Consider the following 18,711-nt stretch of genomic DNA (forward strand, 5'->3'; position numbering starts at 1 on the left):
TGTGGATCCCGGTCCCCGGTGTCGGCACGGTCTCGCTCACCTCCTGGCAGTTCCGGGGCGGGCAGCGGGTCGCTGGCGTAGCCCTTGACCTCGCCGAAGCGGGTGCCTTCCGTCCAGTCCCGGCGGGCCTGGACGATCTCCTCCTGGGACCTGCCGATCCAGTTCCAGAACATAGCGGACTGTGCATGCATTCATGCAGGTCAGCGCGGTTCTGGAGTTCCGGAGGTCAGCAAACCGCCAGCATCGGTCGCGAGGGGCAGTGAGTCATGGCTTCGGTTTCGTTGGTTCGTGGGATGGGGTCGTTCTTCAAGGAGTGTGAGCATCCGCGGTCGCGGTGGTCGAAGTGTCCGCACCTGTACAGGATCCGGTATCGGTCGGCTGCCGGACGGCAGCTGGAGGAGTCGGGATTCGGGACGCAGACCGAGGCGGTCGAGCGTTTGATGGATCTCTACACGGCGAAGACGGCCGAGCCCCGGGAGCAGGCGAAGGCGCGGCGGATCGCCAGGTACGGTGCGATGCGGTTCGGTGAGTACGCCGTGGAGTGGAAGGCGGGTCAGCGGGATCTGGGGCCGGCGTCGGTGGCGCACCTGGAGTCGCTGCTGGACATCCACCTGCTGCCGTTGCTGGGCAGCCGGAGGATGGAGACCTTCGACCACAAGGTCGTTGAGGGCTTCATCCGCGCGATGGAGCGCAATGGGGTGGGTTCCGCCGCGCAGGCGAACGCGTTCGACAAGCTGAAGGCGATTCTGCTGGACGCGCATCGGCTGGGACTGTTCGACGACAACCCGGTGGCCGGCGTGAAGCCGCCGCAGTACACCCCCAGGAGGGTGGTGATTCCCTCACCCGATCAGCTGCGCCGGATACGTACTTCCGGCGACGACAGCTTTCTGCTGGTCGCCGACCTGATGAGCGGATGCGGGATGCGTAACGGAGAGGCGTTCGCGGTCAACGTCAACAATATCGTGGCCGACGATGTCTACCGCATCAGCGAGCAGGTCAACCGGACCACCAGCCGGTACGAGCGGCTCAAGCACCGTAGGCCGGGTGAGTACCGGGACGTGCCCCTGCCCGCGCGAGTGCGGCATACGATCGAGTGGTATGCCGACAAGCACGGCACCGTCGGCGGCTACCTCCTGCGTCACCCGAGCGACCCCTCCCGCACGTTCCCGCACTACCACATCGCCAATCAGTGGCAGCGGATCAAGAAGGCCGGCACGGCTGATATCCCGGACAGTATGGTCGTCTACGGGCTGCGGCACTTCTTCGCCTCCAACTGCCTCACCCACAACATCCCCATCACCGACGTCGCCGACTGGATGGGCCACAAAACCATCGAGGTCACCTTCAAGATCTACCGCCATCTCATGCCCGGATCGATCAGCAAGGCGGCCAAAACCCTCAACCTCGACCTCGCTGTGTAAGCAATTCCACCTGCTGACGGCCGCGCCCGTGACGGTCGTCCAGCAGGACTGGGGCGCGCAGCTCGGCTACGACGCTGCCGCGGTGTGGAAGGCGTGGCGCCGGACCTGGACCACCGGCTGACCCGTGCGGGGCGCTTCATGGCCGAAGAGGCACCCGGCGAGATCGCGGCCGCCATCCAGAGCCTGCTGGCCCGCTGAGTGGCTTCGTTCATTTCCAGGAGGTTCTGACTCACGTTCTGTGGCCCGTGGCTGTGGGGCACCGGTGAGATCTCGAAGAGGGCTTCCTCTTGCTGCGGGATCGGCGGGTTAAGAACGTCGCGGAGGCGGGGAGACGTCTTGGCGCCACTTCGACCGGTTCGCAGCTTCGGCCCACTGCTCGGCGAGCTCGGCCCGGTTGGAGACCGCTTCGTCCAGGGCTTCGACGGCGAGCATGAGAGAGTCTGCAGGCAACTCCGGTAGGGGCTCTGACGGGCCATAGTCCGGACACGCCGGGTCGCCGTCGGAATGCTGGGCGACGACCCGATCCGCCGCGGTCACTGCACGCTCGCCGTCGCCGACACCCAGGAACTCCGCAGGCGCTGCGCCCTGCTTGAGCACGCTGCGGATCACGGCTTCCCGTTCTTCCAGTGCTGTCTGGAGCCGATGAAGCCGACGACGGAGTGGTGACCCCGGCATCACCGGTGCCGCATCCTCGGGCGACTGTTGGACCGCACCCGTGATTCCGCAGGATTGCAGGCGTTCCTCATGCTCGGCGAACCAGGCCTGGAGCCTATGCAGCAGTTCAACCGAGATGGGCTGCTTCTCTTCGCTTTGCCTAATGGCTGGGCGATGAACCCTGGCGGATCGGTCGAGCTGGAAAGGAAATCCGGCCTTGGTTGGTTCCCAGCCTCGGTCCCGTGCTTCTCGGATGCCGGCAGCAACGTGGGCTGGGCGGATGGGCACTGCCTCGGCACCCACCCAGTTACTGGGATGCGTCTGGCCGCTGGTGACGATCAAGGTCGTGCCCGGCTGGCTGCCGCTGGCTGCTTCAACCGCATAGGTCAGTGGCGTCCAGCAGAGTCCCTGCATGTAGGAGGGCTTCCTGCGGATCCGCCAGCGGTACTCGATCCCGCCAACGGTTATGCGCCGGGAGCCTTTCTTGTTCAGCGCCATATTCACCTCCTGCTCCGTTGGACTCTGGTGTGTCGCCGAGGTCGCGAAAAGCAGGTTGCACGCGAACGTACCGAACGTTATTGCCGACAAGCACCTTCGGGACAACGGATGGGTTGATCAGCCCAAAATTTGGTGTCAGCGCCGAGCGACCCGGCGCATCGCACCCGCCCCGGGTGTACTCACCGCGATCGGAGAGCACCGTGAAGAACAGGGCGTTGCGGCGTGTAGTTGACAACGAAAGTGGTAGCCAGTCCATTGTCAGCACGCCCTCCGAAGCGGTCGCGTTCGTCAACAGCCGGTTCCACAGCGATGACGACGATGAGCCGTTCAGCATCACCGAGGTCGGTCCTCTCCTTCCGAAGCCGCTCGAGGTCATCACCGCATGGGCCGCCGAGAAGGACGCTGAGCGAACCGACGGGCGCACTGCCCCGATCACCATTCCAGGGCAACGGTGTGAGCGGTCATCGCGGCGGCCGATTCGCTGACGGTGCGGCAGGTGGTGAGCCCACAGGTTCCGAAGCGGCTCGACAGCAACCGCAGGACACTAGGGTGAGGAGCATGCCGAATGACCGGACCGAACAATCCGAGGCGTGCGCTGCTCTGGTCCCCTCCGGGCCTTCCCTCAGGATGTGGCAAGTGCCTCGCGCATCCTGGTGGAGCGCTCGGTCCGGATCTGCAGCGCCTGCGGGGAGGACGAGGCAGTACGCGACTACTCGGGGCAGGCGCCCGTGCCCCCTCGCGAGTGGCCGGTAGCAGGCCCTCTGCTCAACTGGAGCAGTCTCGCTCCTCTGGCGTGAATCGCAGTACGCCAGGTATACGGCCGGCGGAATTCGTGCCCGCTCTGCCCCGTCGGCCGGTGGACGGCTGGCAGGAGCTCGAACGGCGGCACCGGTTCTGACGCGAGGACAGCGGCCTGCGACCGCTCTACGGGTGCCCCGGCTTGATCCGGTGGAATCAACCTGCCCCTGAGTCCATCCCGTTCTTGAGCACGACCGGGCCGGGCCCGCCGCCACGACCGTCGTCGATTCCCCGAATGCTACGAACGCGTCGTGTGCGCCGGGACCCCCGGGGACAGTACGGACCTGCTCGGGCCGGAGCCCGGTCGGACCGGCCTCGGCGGTCAGGGCGGTTTGGGGCGATCCCAGCGGGTCTATGGGGTGCCCGCGGTGGCACGGTACCGGCCCGGTGGCATTCCCACCTCCCGCCGGAACGCCGCACTGAACGCGAACTCGCTTCCGTAGCCGACCGAGGCGGCGATGCGGCCGACCGGGAGATCGGGCTGTTCGCACAGCGCCGTCTTCGCCAGGGCCATGCGCCACCCGGTGAGATGGGCGATCGGACTCTCGCCCACCAGCTCCCGGAACAGCGGCGCGAACGCAGAGCGGCTCATGCCCGCCACCCGGGCCAGTTCCGCGACACTCCACGGGTGCCCGGGTGCCCCGTACAACGCATCGAGTGCCCGGCCCACGCGTTCGTCGCCGAGCGCGGCACGCCAGGTCCCGGCCGCGGCCGGGCGCTCCAGCTCGGCCCTGATTCCCTGGAGCAGCAGCACCTCGACCAACCGGGCGGCGAGCAGGGGCGAGCCGGACCGCCCGTCGCGGATCTCCTCACGGAGACCGTCGAGAATCCGGCGCAGCCCCGGCACGGGGTCGCTGACCGCGTCCGGCCGGAGATGGATCACCGGTGGCAGAGCCCGCAGAAGCAGGCCGCGGGCCGCACCGGTCAGGGTGAGTTCGGCACAGAGCAGCACCGTGCGCGCCCCGTCGCCCCCGAAGCGGCGCCGTACCGACAGCCCGCCTTCCGGCGGCGGACTGTGCCAGTGCTCCTCCGCCATGACCCGGGCGCCCGGGCGGTGCATGAGCGAGTGCGGGGCACCGTGCGGCAGGATCACCAGACTTCCCGGACCGATCCGGACCGTCCGCCCGGAGGCGTCCAGCCACATCTCGCCGGTCAGCGGGTGATGCAGGGTCACGGTGTCCCGGGTCCCCACCCGCACTCCCCACGGCGCAGCCAGCTCGATGCGCCCGAACCGGCCGGTACCGACCCGTACCCGGTCGAGCAGCGTACCGAGGGCATCCGGCCGTGAACGATTACGCAAAACCCCTGGACTCCGGCGCATGTCCACCCCTCCTGCCGCTTCCTACGATCGAACGAACCCGGGCCCGACCCCGGTCCGGCAGACCCGGACCGGCCCCCGACGATCCCCGAAGACCTCCGACGAACAGGGAACCACCGTGGACATCTTCATCACCGGCGCGAGCGGCTACATAGGCTCGGCGCTGACCCGCACTCTCGTCGCCCGCGGACACCGGGTGCGCGGACTGGCAAGAAGCGGTGCAGCCGAGGCCAGGGTACGGGCGAACGGCGGCGAGCCGGTCCGGGGCAGCCTGACCGACCTCGCCGTACTGGCGGACGGAGCGGCCGGCGGTGACGCGGTGGTCCACACCGCCGCCACCGACACCGCGGACCGGCCAGCCGTCGACGCGGCAGCGGTGACCGCCATGCTCGACGCGATGAAGGGCGGCGTCTTCATCACCACGACCGGCGCGCCGCGCGCCCGCTCGTCGCGGACACCGGTCACCGAGGACGACACGGCGGAGCCCGCCGGACCGCTCGCCTGGCTGGCCCCGGCCGAGGCCCGGGTGCTGGAAGCCCCGAAGGCGCGCGGTGTCGTCGTGCGGCCCCCGATCGTGTACGGCGACGGCGGCGGACCGGTCGCCCGGCTCGTCCGCCAGGCCGGCGCCGACGGTGTGGCGCACTACAGCGCCCCGGGCGACAACCGCTGGTCCACCGTGCACGTGAACGACCTCGCGGCCGGGTACGCCGTACTGCTCGAAAGCCCCGCCCACGGGGTGTTCCACATCGCCGAGCCGGTCCCAGTCGACATGGCGTCGCTGGCGGCAGCGATCGGCGACGCCGCCCGGGTACCCGTGGCATCGTGGAGCCTGTCCGAGGCGCTGGAGACCCATGGCCCGCTGGCCGGGTTCCTGGCGATGGACGCGGCACTCGACGCGACCCGGCTGCGATCCCTCGGCTGGTCGCCGGTGTTCGGGGAAGCGCTGGGCGGCATCTGCGGCGCCCTGCGCAATCCCGCCCAGGGATACCGCGCTTCCTCGTAGGACTCCGTTAGGCCGTTTCTGGTCAGCAAGGGGATCCGAAGGAAACTAGGGGCTCACGTGCGGAGCCGGATGGCGAGGGCCGCACCCTTGCCCGCCCACGAGCCTCGGTCCGCTCGCCTCGGGGCCGTGCTTCTGCAAGCTTCCCTTCCCCGCTTCCGCGACGCGTCTGCCGGGCAGTGTTCCTCCACGGTGATGCGACGATGGTGGAGGGTCGGCGCGTGAAGCTCATTGCTGCGGGGTCACACCCTCGATGCGGATGTCCAGGGCGCCGGCATTGTCTCGCGGCTGGTCGGCGTGAACCCTCACCCGGCGCGGGCCGGGGTCACCGAGCGTCGTCCGCGGCTTCCACCGCGACGGCCCCGTCGTCGTCCTCGACGGACCGGCCAGCGCGCTCGACCCCCGTGCCGAACATCAGCTCTTCACCCGCCTGCGCACCCTCGCCCACGGCCGGGCAGCCACCCTGTTCATCACCAACCGCTTCGCCAACGCCGCCGTGTGAACACGGCAAGGGCACCTTGAAGCCGACGCCCACGCCACCACCCAGGCTCTCCACGCTGCCCAGGCAGTCCACCCGGCCGCTGCATCACTCTTCTCACCGAACTCGCCGCCGCACTCGCACCCCGCCGGGCGTCCCGCCCCGTCCGCGCCGTCCTCGAGCAGCGGCTGCGACGTCCGCCGCGCCAGCGTGGCAGTTCTCGGCTGCCCGCACGTAGCAGCTCAAGGCTTCCCCGTTGCGCCTGTCGGCCGCCAACTCGTCTCCCAGCACCGCAACGGCCTGCGTGATGCCCCCGTCGGCGGCCTGGGTCAGCAGCCGGAGGTACTCGTCGCGGTCAGGGCGGGGTCTCCCGCATCAGCGAGCGGTCTGATGTGAGGGGCTGCGATTCTGCTGGCGGCGTTCGCGCCGTCCAGGCTGCCCAGCTTGGCAGCCTCGATCCAGGCAAGCCCAGCCAGGACTTCGACCGCTTGTTTGAATGCCCACGGGAGCCGCTCGACCAGCTGCGGAGGGCGCCCCCGGCACAGGCCGGGGGCGCCCTCGTTGTCAGGGCCAGACGTCGTACTCGACGACTACGCAGCCATCGCCGCCCTTGGCGCTGGACCCCGGTGACGCAGATGCCTGAGCTGGCGCAGGAGGGTGCCTGGTCCTGCAAGATGAAGCGCCTCAACCGCCGCGCCGAACGGTGCGGAAGGCGCACCGCAGACCTGTCCAGCGGCATCGACAGCAGCACCGTCACCTGCCTGGCCGCCCGGAGCGGGCCCCTGCCGGCCGTCACCTACACCGGCGCCGACCTCGCCCACGACAACGACCTCCTCTACGCCAGGAAGACCGTCGCCGAAGTCCCCGCAGCACCCACCACGTGATCGACGCCCCGATTACAGCGGGCGCGGCGGGGCACCCGGGCCATCACGGACCGACCCCAAGGAGCGAACCGTGATCACCGCCGCCGCCCTCGTCCTCTGCCTGGTTCTGGCAGTCCTGGCCTTCCTCCTGCCACGCCTGTCCCGGCACCCCGAGGCCGGCGCACTGCGTTCCCTGGGCCTCGGAGTCCGCACCGGCCACAAGGCCCCCGGAATCCTAGGCAAAACACACGTGAGACGGTTCAGCGTGTCCCGGGCTTACTCGGCAGTGATCGTTCCAGCAGCAACCAGGTCGAGCAGTTCAACCACAGCCGGAATCTCAATGTCCTTGCCCGAACTGGGGGCGTCTCTTCGCATATCGCCGCCCCAAAGCCCTTGGTGCAGGGTGACGTCTCTGCCGCGAGGTCCGCCCCGGGCGGGTAGTGCTTCACGAACAGGGTCTCGTCGCCGTCGGTGGTGCGGTAGTTGACGGTGGTCTGCCCTGCGAGCAGTCGGGTGAGGCCGGTGTTCCCGAGGTCGTAGGCGTGCTTCAGCAGGGTTGCCAGTCCTCGTACCGGATCCGGGACGGCTGCGGGGGCGGGCGGGGTGGAGGGCATGGGCTGGCTCCTTCGGCGGTGCGTACTGGAGGGCGGACACCCCACAAGCGGGGGCGGGTGGCCGTGGAGGGAACGGAGCCGCGTGGCGGCCGGGCCCACCCGGCGCCGAGCCGGGCCGACGGGTCCACTGGCCGCGTGACCTCCTCGCGCGCCGGGTTGCGCAGATCTGGCCGGCGTCTCGCACGGCCGGGGAGTCCTGAGTGCGGGCGGTCCTGTTACGGCCTGTCCCCGGCGGTGGAGAGCGAGGTGCGCCAGGGCGGTCGGGAGAGCTGTCTGGTCAGGAGCGCCAGGGCGAGCATCCCCGTCACCGTGGCGGCGACCGGCCACAGCCACATCAGAACGGGGTACGGCAGCGCGTCGCTGTGGAGGCGGGCGTAGAGGACACCGATCGCGGCCGTTCCCGCGGCGCACAGAACCCGGACCGAACGGGTCGTCAGAACGCCTGCTGCGGGTGCGGCGACGGCCAGGTTGCCGATGACCGTCACGAAGGGAAGCAGCCACCACGCCGGGTTCCAGGTCCAGTGCTGGTCGCCCACCTGCCACGAAGCCAGCGCGGCCCAGGAGAGATAGGCGCCGGAGAGCGCGCCGGCGAAGGCCGTGACGAGGATCCAGAAGGCCAGATCGCCCACGTTCCCGCCACGAGACGTGCCGCCACTGTCACTCTGTGTCATGTGGGCAGGGTGCCACAATCGTGCTGCCGCCAGGGCCCGATCGCCGAGTCCGCCCGTTCCAACTGGTGGCCGACAAGCCCGGCTGCACGCGCCCGCCGCGTCGACCCCGGCTACTTCCGGCCTGGTCCGGGAGGACCCGGGGCCCTGGTCAGGCTGACGCGGCGACGGCTTCCCTGATCTCCTCCCTCAGCGCTGCGGCGTCGGGGTCGGTGGCATAGGGGGCGGCTTCGTGGTGGAGTTCGCCGAGCCGGTCGCTGACCCGGGTGGAGCCGATGGTGGCGAAGAGGTCTAAGGCTTTGCGGGTCTCCTGGTAGGCCCCGGTGAGTTCGCCGACGGCCAGGTGGGTACGGGCGATCCCGAGATGGTCGAAGGCGGTGCTCCGGACGCGGTGGGCGGGACGGAGTTCGAGCGCCCGGCCCAGGAGCTGGAGGGACTGTTCCGCGCGGCGCGTACGGCTGGCGGTGGTGTCGTGTTTCGCGGCGATCTGGTGGGCGACGCCGAGGGTCGCGGACAGCTCGGCTTCGTCGAAGAAGGTCATGTGCGGGGGCTCTTCCGTGAGGGTCGCCCGGGCGAAGTGCTCCTCGGCCTGGCCGGCGGCGTGCTCGCTCGCGTCGAGCCGGCCCACGATGGCCTAAAACCGTGCGTCGAGGGCGGCCAGCATCGACTTCGTCGCCCAGGTCGCCTGGTGCCGGGCGCCGTACTGGGCGAGCGCGACCAGGTCGAGGGCGTCGTCGTAGTGATTCAGGTGGGACATCTGGCGGGCCATGCACTGGAGGATGTGCGCTCCGAGGGCCTTGTCCCCGGCTTCGCCGGTGGCGTGGAGAGCGATGATGAAGATCTTCTGGGCGGTGCGGTGCCGGCCGCTGTCGAAGGCCATCCAGGCGGCGACGGATCCGAGGTCGGCAACGGCCGCGAACAGGGCGCGCCCTACCTGTTGGGTGTAGGTGGCGGTGTTCAGGAGGGTGTTGGCGTCCTGCATCTGGGCGATGACGGCTTTGCGGGAGAGGGTGCCGCCGTGCCGGTTGTCGGCGTCGCGGAACATGCCGGTGAGGTGCCGAATCGCGTTCACGTCGCTCATGCCGATGCGTCCGCAGCCGCGTTTGGCGAGGGCGGAGGGGGTGGCCACGGCCCATTGCTGGAGGGGGGGGTGAGCAGGGCGGGGCCGGTGTGGAGGGTGTGGGCGTCGCTGGAGTGGCGGGTGTGGGGGTCCATCAGATCGCTCCGTGTGAGGTGGTCGACGACGGCGATCGTGGAGCGGGCCTCCCAGGCCAGGGCGGGACCCGCCGGAGCGGCGACGGTTTCTGCCTTCCGTGAGGGGGTACGGCGGCGCAGAGGTCCCGCACGGCCGGTGAGGAAGCCTCGGGAACGACGGGGGCGGGGCGCTCACACCCGCTCTTCGTCGCCGCTTCCCGGGCCGGTTTGCCCAAAATTCCCGGCTTCCCTCCAAAGGGTGAGCCTCGGATGGTGCGGGTGACGGGGAAGCTGCCGTCCGCAGGCCCGTCGGCAACGAAGAAGAGGCGATATGGCGCACAGGTTTCCCAGGCCGGTCCGCCCGCGGGGTGGTCCGGTCCCGCACCAGCATCGACACAAGGACCGGCATGTGATGGACGCCCCGCCTGCCGACAGCCGCCCCAGGCCGTCTCTTCGCCTTCTCTCCACAGCCGTAGCCCCGCAGGTGAACCAACCGGTCCCCGTCGACGCCGCCCCCTCCGGCGGCCGGGCCCGCCACAGCCACGCCACCGACGCCCACACGCTCGCCGCCGCCTACGCCCTCGGCGCGCTGCAGGGCGGCGAACGCCAAGCCTTCAACGCCCACCTTTACGCCTGCGAGTCATGCCAATTGGAATCCGCCGAGTTCGCGGCGACCGCGGCCCGCCTGGCGACAGTCGTCTCCCGGACGCCGCCCGTCCAGGCCAAGGCGCAGGTCATGGCAGCCGTCGACGGAGTACTCCAACTGCCGCGGGTGCCTGCCCGCACCGCCGCAGGGCCTGTCCTCGGCGATGTTCTGCGCCGCCGGGCCGTACCTCTGGCCCTGGCCGCCGGTGTGGCCGCCGTCCTGCTCGGCGGCATCGCCGCCCGGCAGGCTGAGAGCGGACAGGAGCTGAAGCAGCAGGCCCGCCGGGCCCAGCAGCAACTCGACACGGTCGGCGCCGTCCTGGCCGCCCCGGATGCCCGCACCGTGCACGGGTGGGCCGCCGATGGAGCCCTGACCACGGTCGGCGCCTCCGACCGGCAGAGCAAGGCCGTCTTCTCCGCCGCGAACCTCCCCGCGCCCGGAGCGGGTAGGATCTGCCAGTTGTGGCTCGCTCGCGGCGGCACCATGCGCCCGGCCGGATTCATCGGCCACGACGGAGCCGTCGTCCTCGTGGGCAACCCCTCCGACGCCGGTGCGGTCGGACTGACTCTGGAACCTGCCGGAGGGTCACCCAGGCCTACGACCGGCCCGCTGTTCCTGATGAACCTTCCCACCTGACCGCGCGCCCCCGGGCAGTCTGCCGGGGCGGCCGCAGCTGACATGGATCGAGGTCCCATATGGCCGGCACTCCGAAGATCGGCGACATCGTCGGTGACTTCCGCCTGCCCGGCGGACGCCTGAACGGCGAAATCTTCCACCGGGCCGACTACACCCTGCACGGGGAACGAGGACGGCCACTGGTCCTCGCCTTCTACCCCGGCGACGGCACCCCCGTGTGCACGGCGCAGCTGTGCTCGTACTCCGACGGCCTGGCCGAACTGGAGTCCACCGGGGCCACCGTGTGGGGCATCAGCCCTCAGGGAATGGACAGTCACGAGAGATTCGCCCGGGACAGGGGCCTGCGGATGCCGCTGCTGTCCGACGCGGGGCGCACCGTCGCGAAGTCCTTCGGGATCACCGCACCCCTGATCGGCCTGCGGCGTGCGGTGTTCATCATCGACAGCAGCAGCCAGCTGCACTGGAAGCATGTCACCGCTGTCGGCGCCACCTACCCGCCTGCCACCGTCTTGAGCGCACAACTGGTCCGCCTCACCATCTGACCCGGCACGCCCGCATCACCTGCGCCTTCGTCCACTGCCGCATACCGCCTCCCATCCGGCCGCCCGGCCGCTGCGAAGTACGGGTGAACCGCAGCCGTCGGGCGGCGTGTCGAGTGGCTGGAGCGATGTGGTGGAACAGCGGAAAGTGGCCGTCGTCGGCGCGGGGGTGGCGGGCCTGACCGCCGCCTACGTGCTGGCGTCTTCGTACGAGGTCACCCTGTACGAGGCGGACGACCGCCTCGGCGGCCACGCCCACACCCGTGAACTCGCCGGCCCCGGCGGGCGCAGCGTCGCCGTGGACTCGGGCTTCATCGTGCACAACGAGCGCACCTACCCCACGCTGCTGCGGCTGTTCCGGGAGCTGGGGATCGGCACGCAGGACGCCGAGATGAGCATGTCGGTGCGGTGTGACGGCTGCGGTCTGGAGTACGCGGGCGCCCGCGGCCCGGCCGGTCTGTTCGCCTCGTGGCCCGCGCTGCGGGGCCGATACCTGCGGCTGCTGGCCGAAGTCCCGTTCTTCCACCGGGCTGCCCGCCGGCTTCTGGCCCGTGGGGCTCACCTGGGCACCACGTTCGGGGACTTCCTGCGGGAGGGCGGATTCTCCTCCTACTTTGTCAGCCACTTCGCCCTGCCGCTGGTCTCCGCGGTCTGGTCCTGTCCGGCGCGCACGGCCCTGTCGTATCCGGCTGCCTACCTCTTCGCCTTCCTCTACCACCACGGCCTGCTGTCCGTCACCGGGTCCCCGCAGTGGAAGACCGTCGCCGGTGGCTCGGCCGCGTACGTCGCCGCCGCGGCCAAGCACGTGCAGCGCGTCCATCTGTCCAGCCCGGTCCACGCCGTCCGGCGCACCGAACGAGACGTAGGGGTCACAATCGGGGAGGGCACAGATTTCCACGACGCTGTGGTGATCGCCACGCACCCCGAGCAGGCGCTGCGTATGCTCACGGATCCCACCGAGGACGAGCGGCGGCTCCTGGGTGCCTTCACGTATTCGCGCAATCCCACGGTGCTGCACACCGACTCCCGGATCCTGCCGCGCTCGCCGCGCGCCCGCGCATCCTGGAACTACCGCATGACCGGATGTGACCCATCGGCGGAGTCCGTGCGCGTCAGCTACGACATGCGGCGCCTCCAGCACCTGCCGGAGGGCGCCGACTACGTCGTCACCCTGGGCGGGGAGGACGGTATCGCCGCCGACCGGGTGGTGGAGCGGATGGTCTACGAGCACCCGGTGTACACCCCCGCGTCGGTCGCGGCGCAACGGCAGCTACCCCGCCTCAACACGGGCGTGACCGCGTACGCCGGGGCCTGGCACGGCTGGGGCTTCCACGAGGACGGCTGCCGCTCCGGCGCGGAGGCCGCCCGCTCTCTGGGGGGCAGCTGGTGACCGGGGCCGTGGGACCAGTCGCTCGCGCGGAGACCGATCCACTCGGGGCAGCGGCCGGGGTCCCCGACCCGGTGCTCTACGAGTGCGTGATCGCCCATGCCCGGACCACACCCCTGCGGCACTCCTTCCGGCACCGCACCTACCTGTGGTGTGTGGATCTCGACCGGCTTCCCGTACTGCCCCGTTGGGTGCGTCCGCTCGCCCGGTTCGACGCCCGCGACCACTTCGGCGGCGGCGAGCGCTCCATCCGCGCCGGACTCGACACCTTCCTCGCCGGCCACGGCATCGACCTGGGCGGTGGCCGCGTGGTGATGCTGGCGCACGCCCGCGTGTTCGAATTCGTCTTCAATCCGCTCAGCGTCTACTGGTGCCACGCCCCCTCCGGCGCCCTCGTGTGCGTCGTGGCCGAGGTCCACAACACCTACGGGCAGCGCCACTGCTACCTGTTGCGTACGGACGGCTCCGGCGAGGCGAACGTGGAGAAGGAGTTCTACGTCTCGCCCTTCTTCGCCGTCGAAGGCCGCTACCGGATGAGGCTGCCGCTGCCCGGCGACCGGCTGGCGCTGACCGTGCACCTCCAGAACGAGGAGGGCCGCGCGTTCACCGCCGTCGTCCGCGGCCGCCGCCGGCCGGCCTCCGTGCCCGCCCTGCTGTCCGCCGCCGTCCGCAGACCGTGGTCGACCGCCGCCGTCTGGGCCGGCATCCGCCGCCACGGCATCCACCTGCTGCTGCGCGGCCTGCCCGTACATCCCCGCCCCCAGTCCACCCCGCAGGAAGGCATGCTGCCGTGACCCACCCCGCCACCACCTCCCACGGCCGCACCCTCGGGATCCCCGCGCAGCCCCGGACCCTGGAGCGGGGGCAGCCGGCTGGTGGAACCGGCCCCGGCGCGCCCCCCGTCCGCAGGTTTGAAGTCGCCCCCGACCGCTGGCCGGAACTGGCACGGATGCCGGCGGCCGGGCCCGTCCGGACCGCCGTCGCCGGACACCTGGTGGGCCGAGCCCTCGAACGGCTGGCCCTGACAGCGCACGCCGGCGCCGGCCCGGCGCTGACCCTGCACGACCCGGACGCCTTCCACCGGCGCATCGGCCGCCACGGCCTGATCGGCTTCGGCGAGTCCTACATGGCGGGTGAATGGGACAGCGACGACCTGGCCGGCGTACTGACCGTCCTGGCCGGACACGTCGATGAGCTCGTGCCCGCCCCGCTGCGCCGACTCCGCGGTCTGTGGGTGTCCCGCCGGCCGGCCGGTGACCGCAACACCCGGGCCGGAGCCCGCGACAACATCCAGCGCCACTACGACCTGTCCAACGACCTGTTCTCCGCGTTCCTCGACCCCACCCTCACCTACTCCTCCGCGGTCTTCACCGACCTCCCGGCCCGGTTCGAGTCCCTGGCACCCGCCCAGCACCGCAAGATCGACCGGCTCCTGGACCTCGCCGCCGTCGGCGAGGGGACCCGGCTGCTGGAAATCGGCACCGGCTGGGGCGAACTCGCCCTGCGGGCCGCCGGGCGCGGCGCCCGGGTCACCACCCTGACCCTCTCGGCCGAGCAGGCCGCCCTCGCCCGCGAGCGCATCGCCGCCGCCGGACTCGCCAACCGGGTGGAAGTCCAGCTGCGCGACTACCGCGATGCCGAAGGCCGCCACGACGCCGTGATCAGCGTCGAGATGATCGAGGCCGTCGGCGCCGAGTACTGGCCCTCCTACTTCGCCGCGCTGCGCCGGGCACTCGCCCCCGGCGGCCGGATCGCCCTCCAGGCCATCACCATGGGCCACCACCGGATGCTGCACACGGCCGCCACCCACACCTGGATCAGCAAGTACGTCTTCCCCGGCGGCCTGATCCCCTCCCGCCGCGCCATCGCCGAGCACTCCGCCGCCGCCGGGCTGGCGATCGTCGCCGACCACGGCTACGGCGAGCACTACGCCGAAACCCTCCGCCTGTGGCGAGAGCGGTTCACCACCCGCCGCGACCTCGTCACCGCCCTCGGCTTCGACGCCGTCTTCCAGCGCATGTGGGAGTTCTACCTCGCCTACTCAGAGGCCGGGTTCCGCTCCCGCTATCTCGACGTGCGCCAGCTCCTCCTCACCGAAGGAACCCGCCGATGAGGCCCGCCGCCGACCGACTCGCCCAGCTCCTCGGCCATGTCCTGCCGGGCCCGCTGCCGGTGCGCGTCCGCGCCTGGGACGGCAGCCTGGCCGGCCCGGCGGACGCACCCCTGGTCGTGCTCCGCTCACCCGCCGCCCTGCGCCGCGTGCTGTGGCAGCCGGGCGAACTCGGCCTCGCCGAGGCCTACGTCGCCGGGGACCTCGACATCGACGGCGATCTCGCCGACGCCCTGTCCCGTGCGGGCCGGCACATCCGCAATCGGAGCACGGCGCGCCCCCGGCCGGCCGCCCTGGTCGCGGCGGCCGCCCTCGCCCTGCGACTGGGCGCGGCCGGGCCGCCCCCGCCCCGCCCCGGCGGACGGGCGCGCCTGTCCGGCCCCCTGCACAGCGCCGCCCGGGACCGGGCCGCGATCAGCCACCACTACGACCTGTCCAACGCGTTCTACGTACTGCTTCTGGACGAGTCGATGGCGTACTCCTGCGCCTACTGGACGCAGCCCGGCACTCCCGGCTACACGCTGGCCGACGCCCAGCGCGACAAACTCGAACTGATCTGCCGCAAACTCGGGCTGCGCCCCGGCGACCGTCTCCTGGACGTCGGCTGCGGCTGGGGTTCCCTCACCGTCCACGCCGCCCGGGAACACGGAGTGCACGTCACTGCCGTCACTCTCTCCGGCGCCCAGCGCGACTTCGTCGCCGAACGCGCCGTACGCGAGGGCGTGGACGGCCTCGTGGACGTCCGGCTGCGGCACTGGCGGCACATCGACGGCGGAGGCTACGACGCGGCAGCCGCCGTCGAGATGGGCGAGCACGTCGGCGACGCCGAATACCCCGCCTTCGCCGCGAAACTCCACGACGCGCTGCGCCCCGAAGGCCGACTGCTGATCCAGCAGATGTCCCGGGGCACCCACGCACCGGGCGGCGGCGCCTTCATCGAGACCTACATCGCCCCGGACATGCATATGCGCCCGGTCGGGCGGACCGTGGACCTGCTGGAGGAAGCCGGTCTGGAGGTCCGCTCCGCCGAGGCCCTCCGTGAGCACTACACGGCCACCATCAACGCTTGGCGCAGCACACTGGAACGACGGTGGAACGACGTCACGGAGCTCGTGGGGGAGACCACCGGCCGGGTGTGGCGCCTCTACCTGGCCGGAGCCTCCCTGGCCTTCTCCGAACGCCGCATGGGAGTCGACCAGATCCTCGCCGTACGGCCCGGCCGCGGAGGGACCGCGGCCATGCCGGCCACCCCCGCCGACTGGTACACCCCGGCGAGCCCGAAGTGAACGGCACCGACTGGGGCGCCTTCGCCGCCGGCCTCGCCGTCTGTGCAGCCACGGCCGGAGCGGTACTGCTCGCCGCCTTCACCGTCGCCGTGCGCCGGGACCTCCACCGCACCGTCGACATCGCCTGGGGCCTCGCCTTCAGCACCGTCGCCGTCGTCAACTGGATGCTCTCCGCCGGCCAGGGCAACGACGGCAGGCGTCTGCTCGTCGCCGCGGCAACCGTCGTCTGGGGGCTGCGGCTCTCGGCCCACATCGCACGCCGCTCCCGCGGCCACGGCGAAGACCCGCGCTACACCGCCCTCCTCGGCAAGGCTCCCGGGAACCGGACCCGGTACGCGCTGCGCACCGTCTACCTCGGCCAGGCCGCCCTGGTCTGGCTGATCTCCCTGCCCGTCCAGGCCGCCTCCTACAGCTCCGCACCACTCGGGCCGCTCGCCTGGTGCGGGATTGCGGTATGGGTGCTCGGACTCACCTTCGAGGCAGTCGGCGACCACCAGCTGGCACACTTCAAGAAGGACCCCGCCAACCGGGGCCGGATCATGGACCGGGGCCTGTGGGCCTGGACCCGCCACCCCAACTACTTCGGGGACAGCCTCATCTGGTGGGGCCTTTACCTGCTCGCCTGCACCGCCTGGCAGCCCGCCCTCGCCGTCCTGGTCTCACCGGTCATCATGACCCTGCTGCTCACCGTCGGCAGCGGCAAGCGCCTCCTGGAGAAGCACATGGCACACCGTCCCGGCTACGCCGCATACACCGCCCGCACCAGCGGCTTCCTGCCCCTGCCCCCGAAGAAACACACTCCGCTCACACCGATGGGAACCAGGTGAGGGTGCCCGGCTCCGGCAGCGCGCAAGAGCAGAGCGCTCTCGAACTCCCCCATCCTCCGTTCCTGCCCGCGGCCGGAGCGGTCCTTGTCCTGCACGGCGGTCGCGCCGATTCCCTTGCGCCACCTCCCCTGCTCAACCTGCCCGAGCTGCGGATGCGGCCGTTCACCCGCATGCTGGACCAAGACCCCCTCTTCGCAGACATTCTGGTCGCCTCCGTCCGCTACCGGCTCCGTGGCTGGAACGGGCACCGGGCCGACCCCGTCCGGGACGCCGGACGCGCCCTGGAGGAGCTGCGGGATATCGCCGGGCCGCTTCCCACCGTGCTGGTCGGCCATTCCATGGGCGCCAGAGCAGCACTGCGTGCCGCGGACGATCCACATGTCCTCGGCGTCGTCGCCCTCGCCCCCTGGTGCCCACCCGGAGAGGCAGTCGCCCACCTTGCGGGCCGCACGGTCATGGCCCTCCATGACGAGGCCGACCGGATTACCTCCGCCACGGACACCTGGAACTACCTCGCCCGCGCCAACTCGGCAGGAGCCCGTGTCCGCGGTATCCGCATGCCCCGCGGTCATCACGCCATGATCCGTGACGCTCGCCTTTGGCACCGCCTCACCACGGCCTGCACGGCGACGGTTCTCGGCCTGACGGCACCACCCGGCGGAGGCCGGTCCGAGGAGACCGTCTGGAGCGCCGAGCCGGTCGATGCCGCCGGCATCACCCTGTCCGTCGGACGACGGCCGTCCTGACCGTGCCGCCGCCCATGCGCGCGAGGAGGGACAGGGCAGGAGTCGGCATCGCGACCGGGACTCCGACGGTCTCCGGCACGGGGACGGCGCTGTCCTCCGACGTCGTGATCACTACGGGCCGTGGCATCCGGTGCTTCCGACCCCACCGGCCGGGGCCGGCCCGGCGCGGGAACGTCGTTCGTACAGGGCGGCGAGTACCGCTGACGAAGTGGTGACACCAGGCGCGGCGCGCAGGGATAGGGGCGGGGCGGGGCCTAGCGTGAAGTGGTGCGCGTATTGGTTACCGGTGGTGCCGGGTTTATCGGGTCCCATGTCGTCGACGCGTTGCGGGCGCGGGGGGACGAAGCAGTTGTGTACGACGTCCGGGAGGATCCCGCCGCCGATGTGCGCGATCCCGGCGAGGTGGCGCGGGCGCTCGTGGGGGTCGACGCGGTCTGTCATCAGGCGGCGATGGTCGGCCTCGGGAACGGGGTCGCCGATGCCGCCGCGTACGTCTCGCACAACGATCTCGGCACCGCGGTGCTGCTGGCCGCCATGGCGGAGGCGGGGGTGCGCCGGCTCGTGCTGGCCGGGTCGATGGTGGTGTACGGCGAGGGGCGCTACGAATGCCTCGTCCACGGGGTGGTGCGGCCGGGGCCGCGGAACGGCGAGGACCTGGCGGCCGGGCGCTTCGAGCCGTGGTGCCCGGTGTGCGGGGAGTCGCTCGTCCCGGGGCTGGTCGCCGAGGACGCGCCGGTGGATCCGCGAAATGTGTATGCGACGACCAAACTGGCCCAGGAGCACCTGGCCGCCGCCTGGGCGCGGTCAACGGGAGGGTCGGCGGTCTCACTGCGGTACCACAACGTGTACGGGCCCCGGATGCCCCGGGACACCCCGTACGCGGGAGTGGCCTCCTTCTTCCGTTCGGCACTCGCCCGGGGGGAGTCCCCCCGGGTGTTCGAGGACGGGGGGCAGCTACGGGACTTCGTCCATGTGCGGGACGTGGCTGCGGCCAACGCCATTGCTCTGGAGGCGGCTTCCGCTCCGGG

Annotated in this window: 20 protein-coding genes and 4 pseudogenes; 16 read left to right on the top strand and 8 right to left on the bottom strand. The window is 71.1% G+C overall.

Annotated elements, in window-relative coordinates; translation table 11 throughout:
• Positions 1-191 (bottom strand): annotated as a pseudogene (locus ACWDR0_RS31535) (hypothetical protein); the annotation flags it as partial.
• A 249-nt stretch (positions 192-440) separates the two neighbouring features.
• Between ACWDR0_RS31535 and ACWDR0_RS31540 the strand changes: the two are divergent.
• Positions 441-1,421, top strand: coding sequence for a tyrosine-type recombinase/integrase (locus tag ACWDR0_RS31540; RefSeq protein WP_456355238.1), 981 nt, complete (start codon positions 441-443; stop codon positions 1,419-1,421).
• A gap of 19 nt (positions 1,422-1,440) precedes the next feature.
• A pseudogene (locus tag ACWDR0_RS31545) lies at positions 1,441-1,619 on the top strand (alpha/beta hydrolase); the annotation flags it as partial.
• A 108-nt stretch (positions 1,620-1,727) separates the two neighbouring features.
• Here the strand turns inward: ACWDR0_RS31545 and ACWDR0_RS31550 are convergent.
• Positions 1,728-2,573, bottom strand: a complete 846-nt coding sequence (locus ACWDR0_RS31550; protein ID WP_456355239.1) for a DUF4259 domain-containing protein — start codon at positions 2,571-2,573, stop codon at positions 1,728-1,730.
• 200 nt (positions 2,574-2,773) lie between these two features.
• Between ACWDR0_RS31550 and ACWDR0_RS31555 the strand changes: the two are divergent.
• Positions 2,774-3,013, top strand: a pseudogene (locus tag ACWDR0_RS31555) (hypothetical protein); the annotation flags it as partial.
• A gap of 189 nt (positions 3,014-3,202) precedes the next feature.
• On the top strand, positions 3,203-3,370 hold the full coding sequence (locus ACWDR0_RS31560) for a hypothetical protein (protein ID WP_456355240.1): 168 nt from the start codon (positions 3,203-3,205) through the stop codon (positions 3,368-3,370).
• Positions 3,371-3,723: 353 nt separating this feature from the next.
• Here ACWDR0_RS31560 and ACWDR0_RS31565 read toward each other — a convergent pair whose 3' ends face one another.
• Complete coding sequence (locus ACWDR0_RS31565) at positions 3,724-4,671, bottom strand: AraC family transcriptional regulator (protein ID WP_456355241.1); 948 nt, start codon at positions 4,669-4,671, stop codon at positions 3,724-3,726.
• Between the two features lie 136 nt (positions 4,672-4,807).
• Here ACWDR0_RS31565 and ACWDR0_RS31570 point away from each other — a divergent pair, with 136 nt between their 5' ends.
• The gene (locus ACWDR0_RS31570; RefSeq protein ID WP_456355242.1) at positions 4,808-5,692 is read left to right on the top strand and encodes an NAD-dependent epimerase/dehydratase family protein; all 885 of its coding nucleotides are present in this window, start codon (positions 4,808-4,810) and stop codon (positions 5,690-5,692) included.
• A 322-nt stretch (positions 5,693-6,014) separates the two neighbouring features.
• Here the strand turns inward: ACWDR0_RS31570 and ACWDR0_RS31575 are convergent, their stop codons facing one another.
• A complete protein-coding gene (locus ACWDR0_RS31575; RefSeq protein WP_456355243.1) occupies positions 6,015-6,245 on the bottom strand; it encodes a hypothetical protein in 231 nt (76 codons plus the stop codon).
• 557 nt (positions 6,246-6,802) lie between these two features.
• On the opposite strand from ACWDR0_RS31575, the gene ACWDR0_RS31580 reads away from it, so the two are divergent.
• Both ACWDR0_RS31580 and ACWDR0_RS31585 read left to right on the top strand, forming a co-directional pair.
• Entirely contained in the window at positions 6,803-7,051 is a 249-nt protein-coding gene (locus ACWDR0_RS31580) for an asparagine synthase-related protein (protein ID WP_456355244.1), read from the top strand.
• 70 nt (positions 7,052-7,121) lie between these two features.
• Positions 7,122-7,244, top strand: a pseudogene (locus tag ACWDR0_RS31585) (DUF6411 family protein); the annotation flags it as partial.
• Between the two features lie 46 nt (positions 7,245-7,290).
• On the opposite strand, the gene ACWDR0_RS31590 reads toward ACWDR0_RS31585, so the two are convergent.
• From ACWDR0_RS31590 to ACWDR0_RS31605, 4 genes are all read right to left on the bottom strand, one after another.
• Positions 7,291-7,644, bottom strand: coding sequence for a hypothetical protein (locus tag ACWDR0_RS31590; RefSeq protein ID WP_456355257.1), 354 nt, complete (start codon positions 7,642-7,644; stop codon positions 7,291-7,293).
• Between the two features lie 215 nt (positions 7,645-7,859).
• Positions 7,860-8,315, bottom strand: coding sequence for a hypothetical protein (locus ACWDR0_RS31595; protein ID WP_456355245.1), 456 nt, complete (start codon positions 8,313-8,315; stop codon positions 7,860-7,862).
• A gap of 148 nt (positions 8,316-8,463) precedes the next feature.
• Positions 8,464-8,940 carry a hypothetical protein gene (locus ACWDR0_RS31600; RefSeq protein WP_456355246.1) on the bottom strand — a complete coding sequence of 159 codons (477 nt, stop codon included), beginning with the start codon at positions 8,938-8,940 and terminating at the stop codon, positions 8,464-8,466.
• A 6-nt stretch (positions 8,941-8,946) separates the two neighbouring features.
• Positions 8,947-9,441, bottom strand: a complete 495-nt coding sequence (locus ACWDR0_RS31605; RefSeq protein ID WP_456355247.1) for a hypothetical protein — start codon at positions 9,439-9,441, stop codon at positions 8,947-8,949.
• A 549-nt stretch (positions 9,442-9,990) separates the two neighbouring features.
• On the opposite strand from ACWDR0_RS31605, the gene ACWDR0_RS31610 reads away from it, so the two are divergent.
• The 9 genes from ACWDR0_RS31610 to ACWDR0_RS31650 all read left to right on the top strand — a co-directional run.
• Positions 9,991-10,788 (top strand): anti-sigma factor, encoded by a 798-nt coding sequence (locus tag ACWDR0_RS31610; RefSeq protein WP_456355248.1) that lies wholly within the window; start codon positions 9,991-9,993, stop codon positions 10,786-10,788.
• A gap of 59 nt (positions 10,789-10,847) precedes the next feature.
• Entirely contained in the window at positions 10,848-11,330 is a 483-nt protein-coding gene (locus ACWDR0_RS31615) for a peroxiredoxin (protein WP_456355249.1), read from the top strand.
• 130 nt (positions 11,331-11,460) lie between these two features.
• Positions 11,461-12,717, top strand: coding sequence for an NAD(P)/FAD-dependent oxidoreductase (locus ACWDR0_RS31620; protein ID WP_456355250.1), 1,257 nt, complete (start codon positions 11,461-11,463; stop codon positions 12,715-12,717).
• An 8-nt stretch (positions 12,718-12,725) separates the two neighbouring features.
• The gene (locus ACWDR0_RS31625; RefSeq protein WP_456355251.1) at positions 12,726-13,508 is read left to right on the top strand and encodes a DUF1365 domain-containing protein; all 783 of its coding nucleotides are present in this window, start codon (positions 12,726-12,728) and stop codon (positions 13,506-13,508) included.
• Positions 13,505-14,827: a class I SAM-dependent methyltransferase gene (locus ACWDR0_RS31630; RefSeq protein ID WP_456355252.1), complete on the top strand. Its 1,323-nt coding sequence runs from the start codon at positions 13,505-13,507 to the stop codon at positions 14,825-14,827. Before ACWDR0_RS31625 ends, ACWDR0_RS31630 begins: the two co-directional genes overlap by 4 nt.
• The gene (locus ACWDR0_RS31635; protein ID WP_456355253.1) at positions 14,824-16,110 is read left to right on the top strand and encodes a class I SAM-dependent methyltransferase; all 1,287 of its coding nucleotides are present in this window, start codon (positions 14,824-14,826) and stop codon (positions 16,108-16,110) included. Before ACWDR0_RS31630 ends, ACWDR0_RS31635 begins: the two co-directional genes overlap by 4 nt.
• Positions 16,107-16,937 (top strand): DUF1295 domain-containing protein, encoded by an 831-nt coding sequence (locus tag ACWDR0_RS31640; protein ID WP_456355254.1) that lies wholly within the window; start codon positions 16,107-16,109, stop codon positions 16,935-16,937. Before ACWDR0_RS31635 ends, ACWDR0_RS31640 begins: the two co-directional genes overlap by 4 nt.
• Before the next feature lie 89 nt (positions 16,938-17,026).
• The gene (locus ACWDR0_RS31645) at positions 17,027-17,683 is read left to right on the top strand and encodes an alpha/beta fold hydrolase (RefSeq protein ID WP_456355256.1); all 657 of its coding nucleotides are present in this window, start codon (positions 17,027-17,029) and stop codon (positions 17,681-17,683) included.
• Positions 17,684-17,950: 267 nt separating this feature from the next.
• A partial coding sequence (locus ACWDR0_RS31650) for an NAD-dependent epimerase/dehydratase family protein (protein ID WP_456355255.1) occupies positions 17,951-18,711 on the top strand: 761 nt, incomplete at its 3' end.

It is taken from the genome of Streptomyces sp. NPDC003691, from assembly GCF_053981115.1.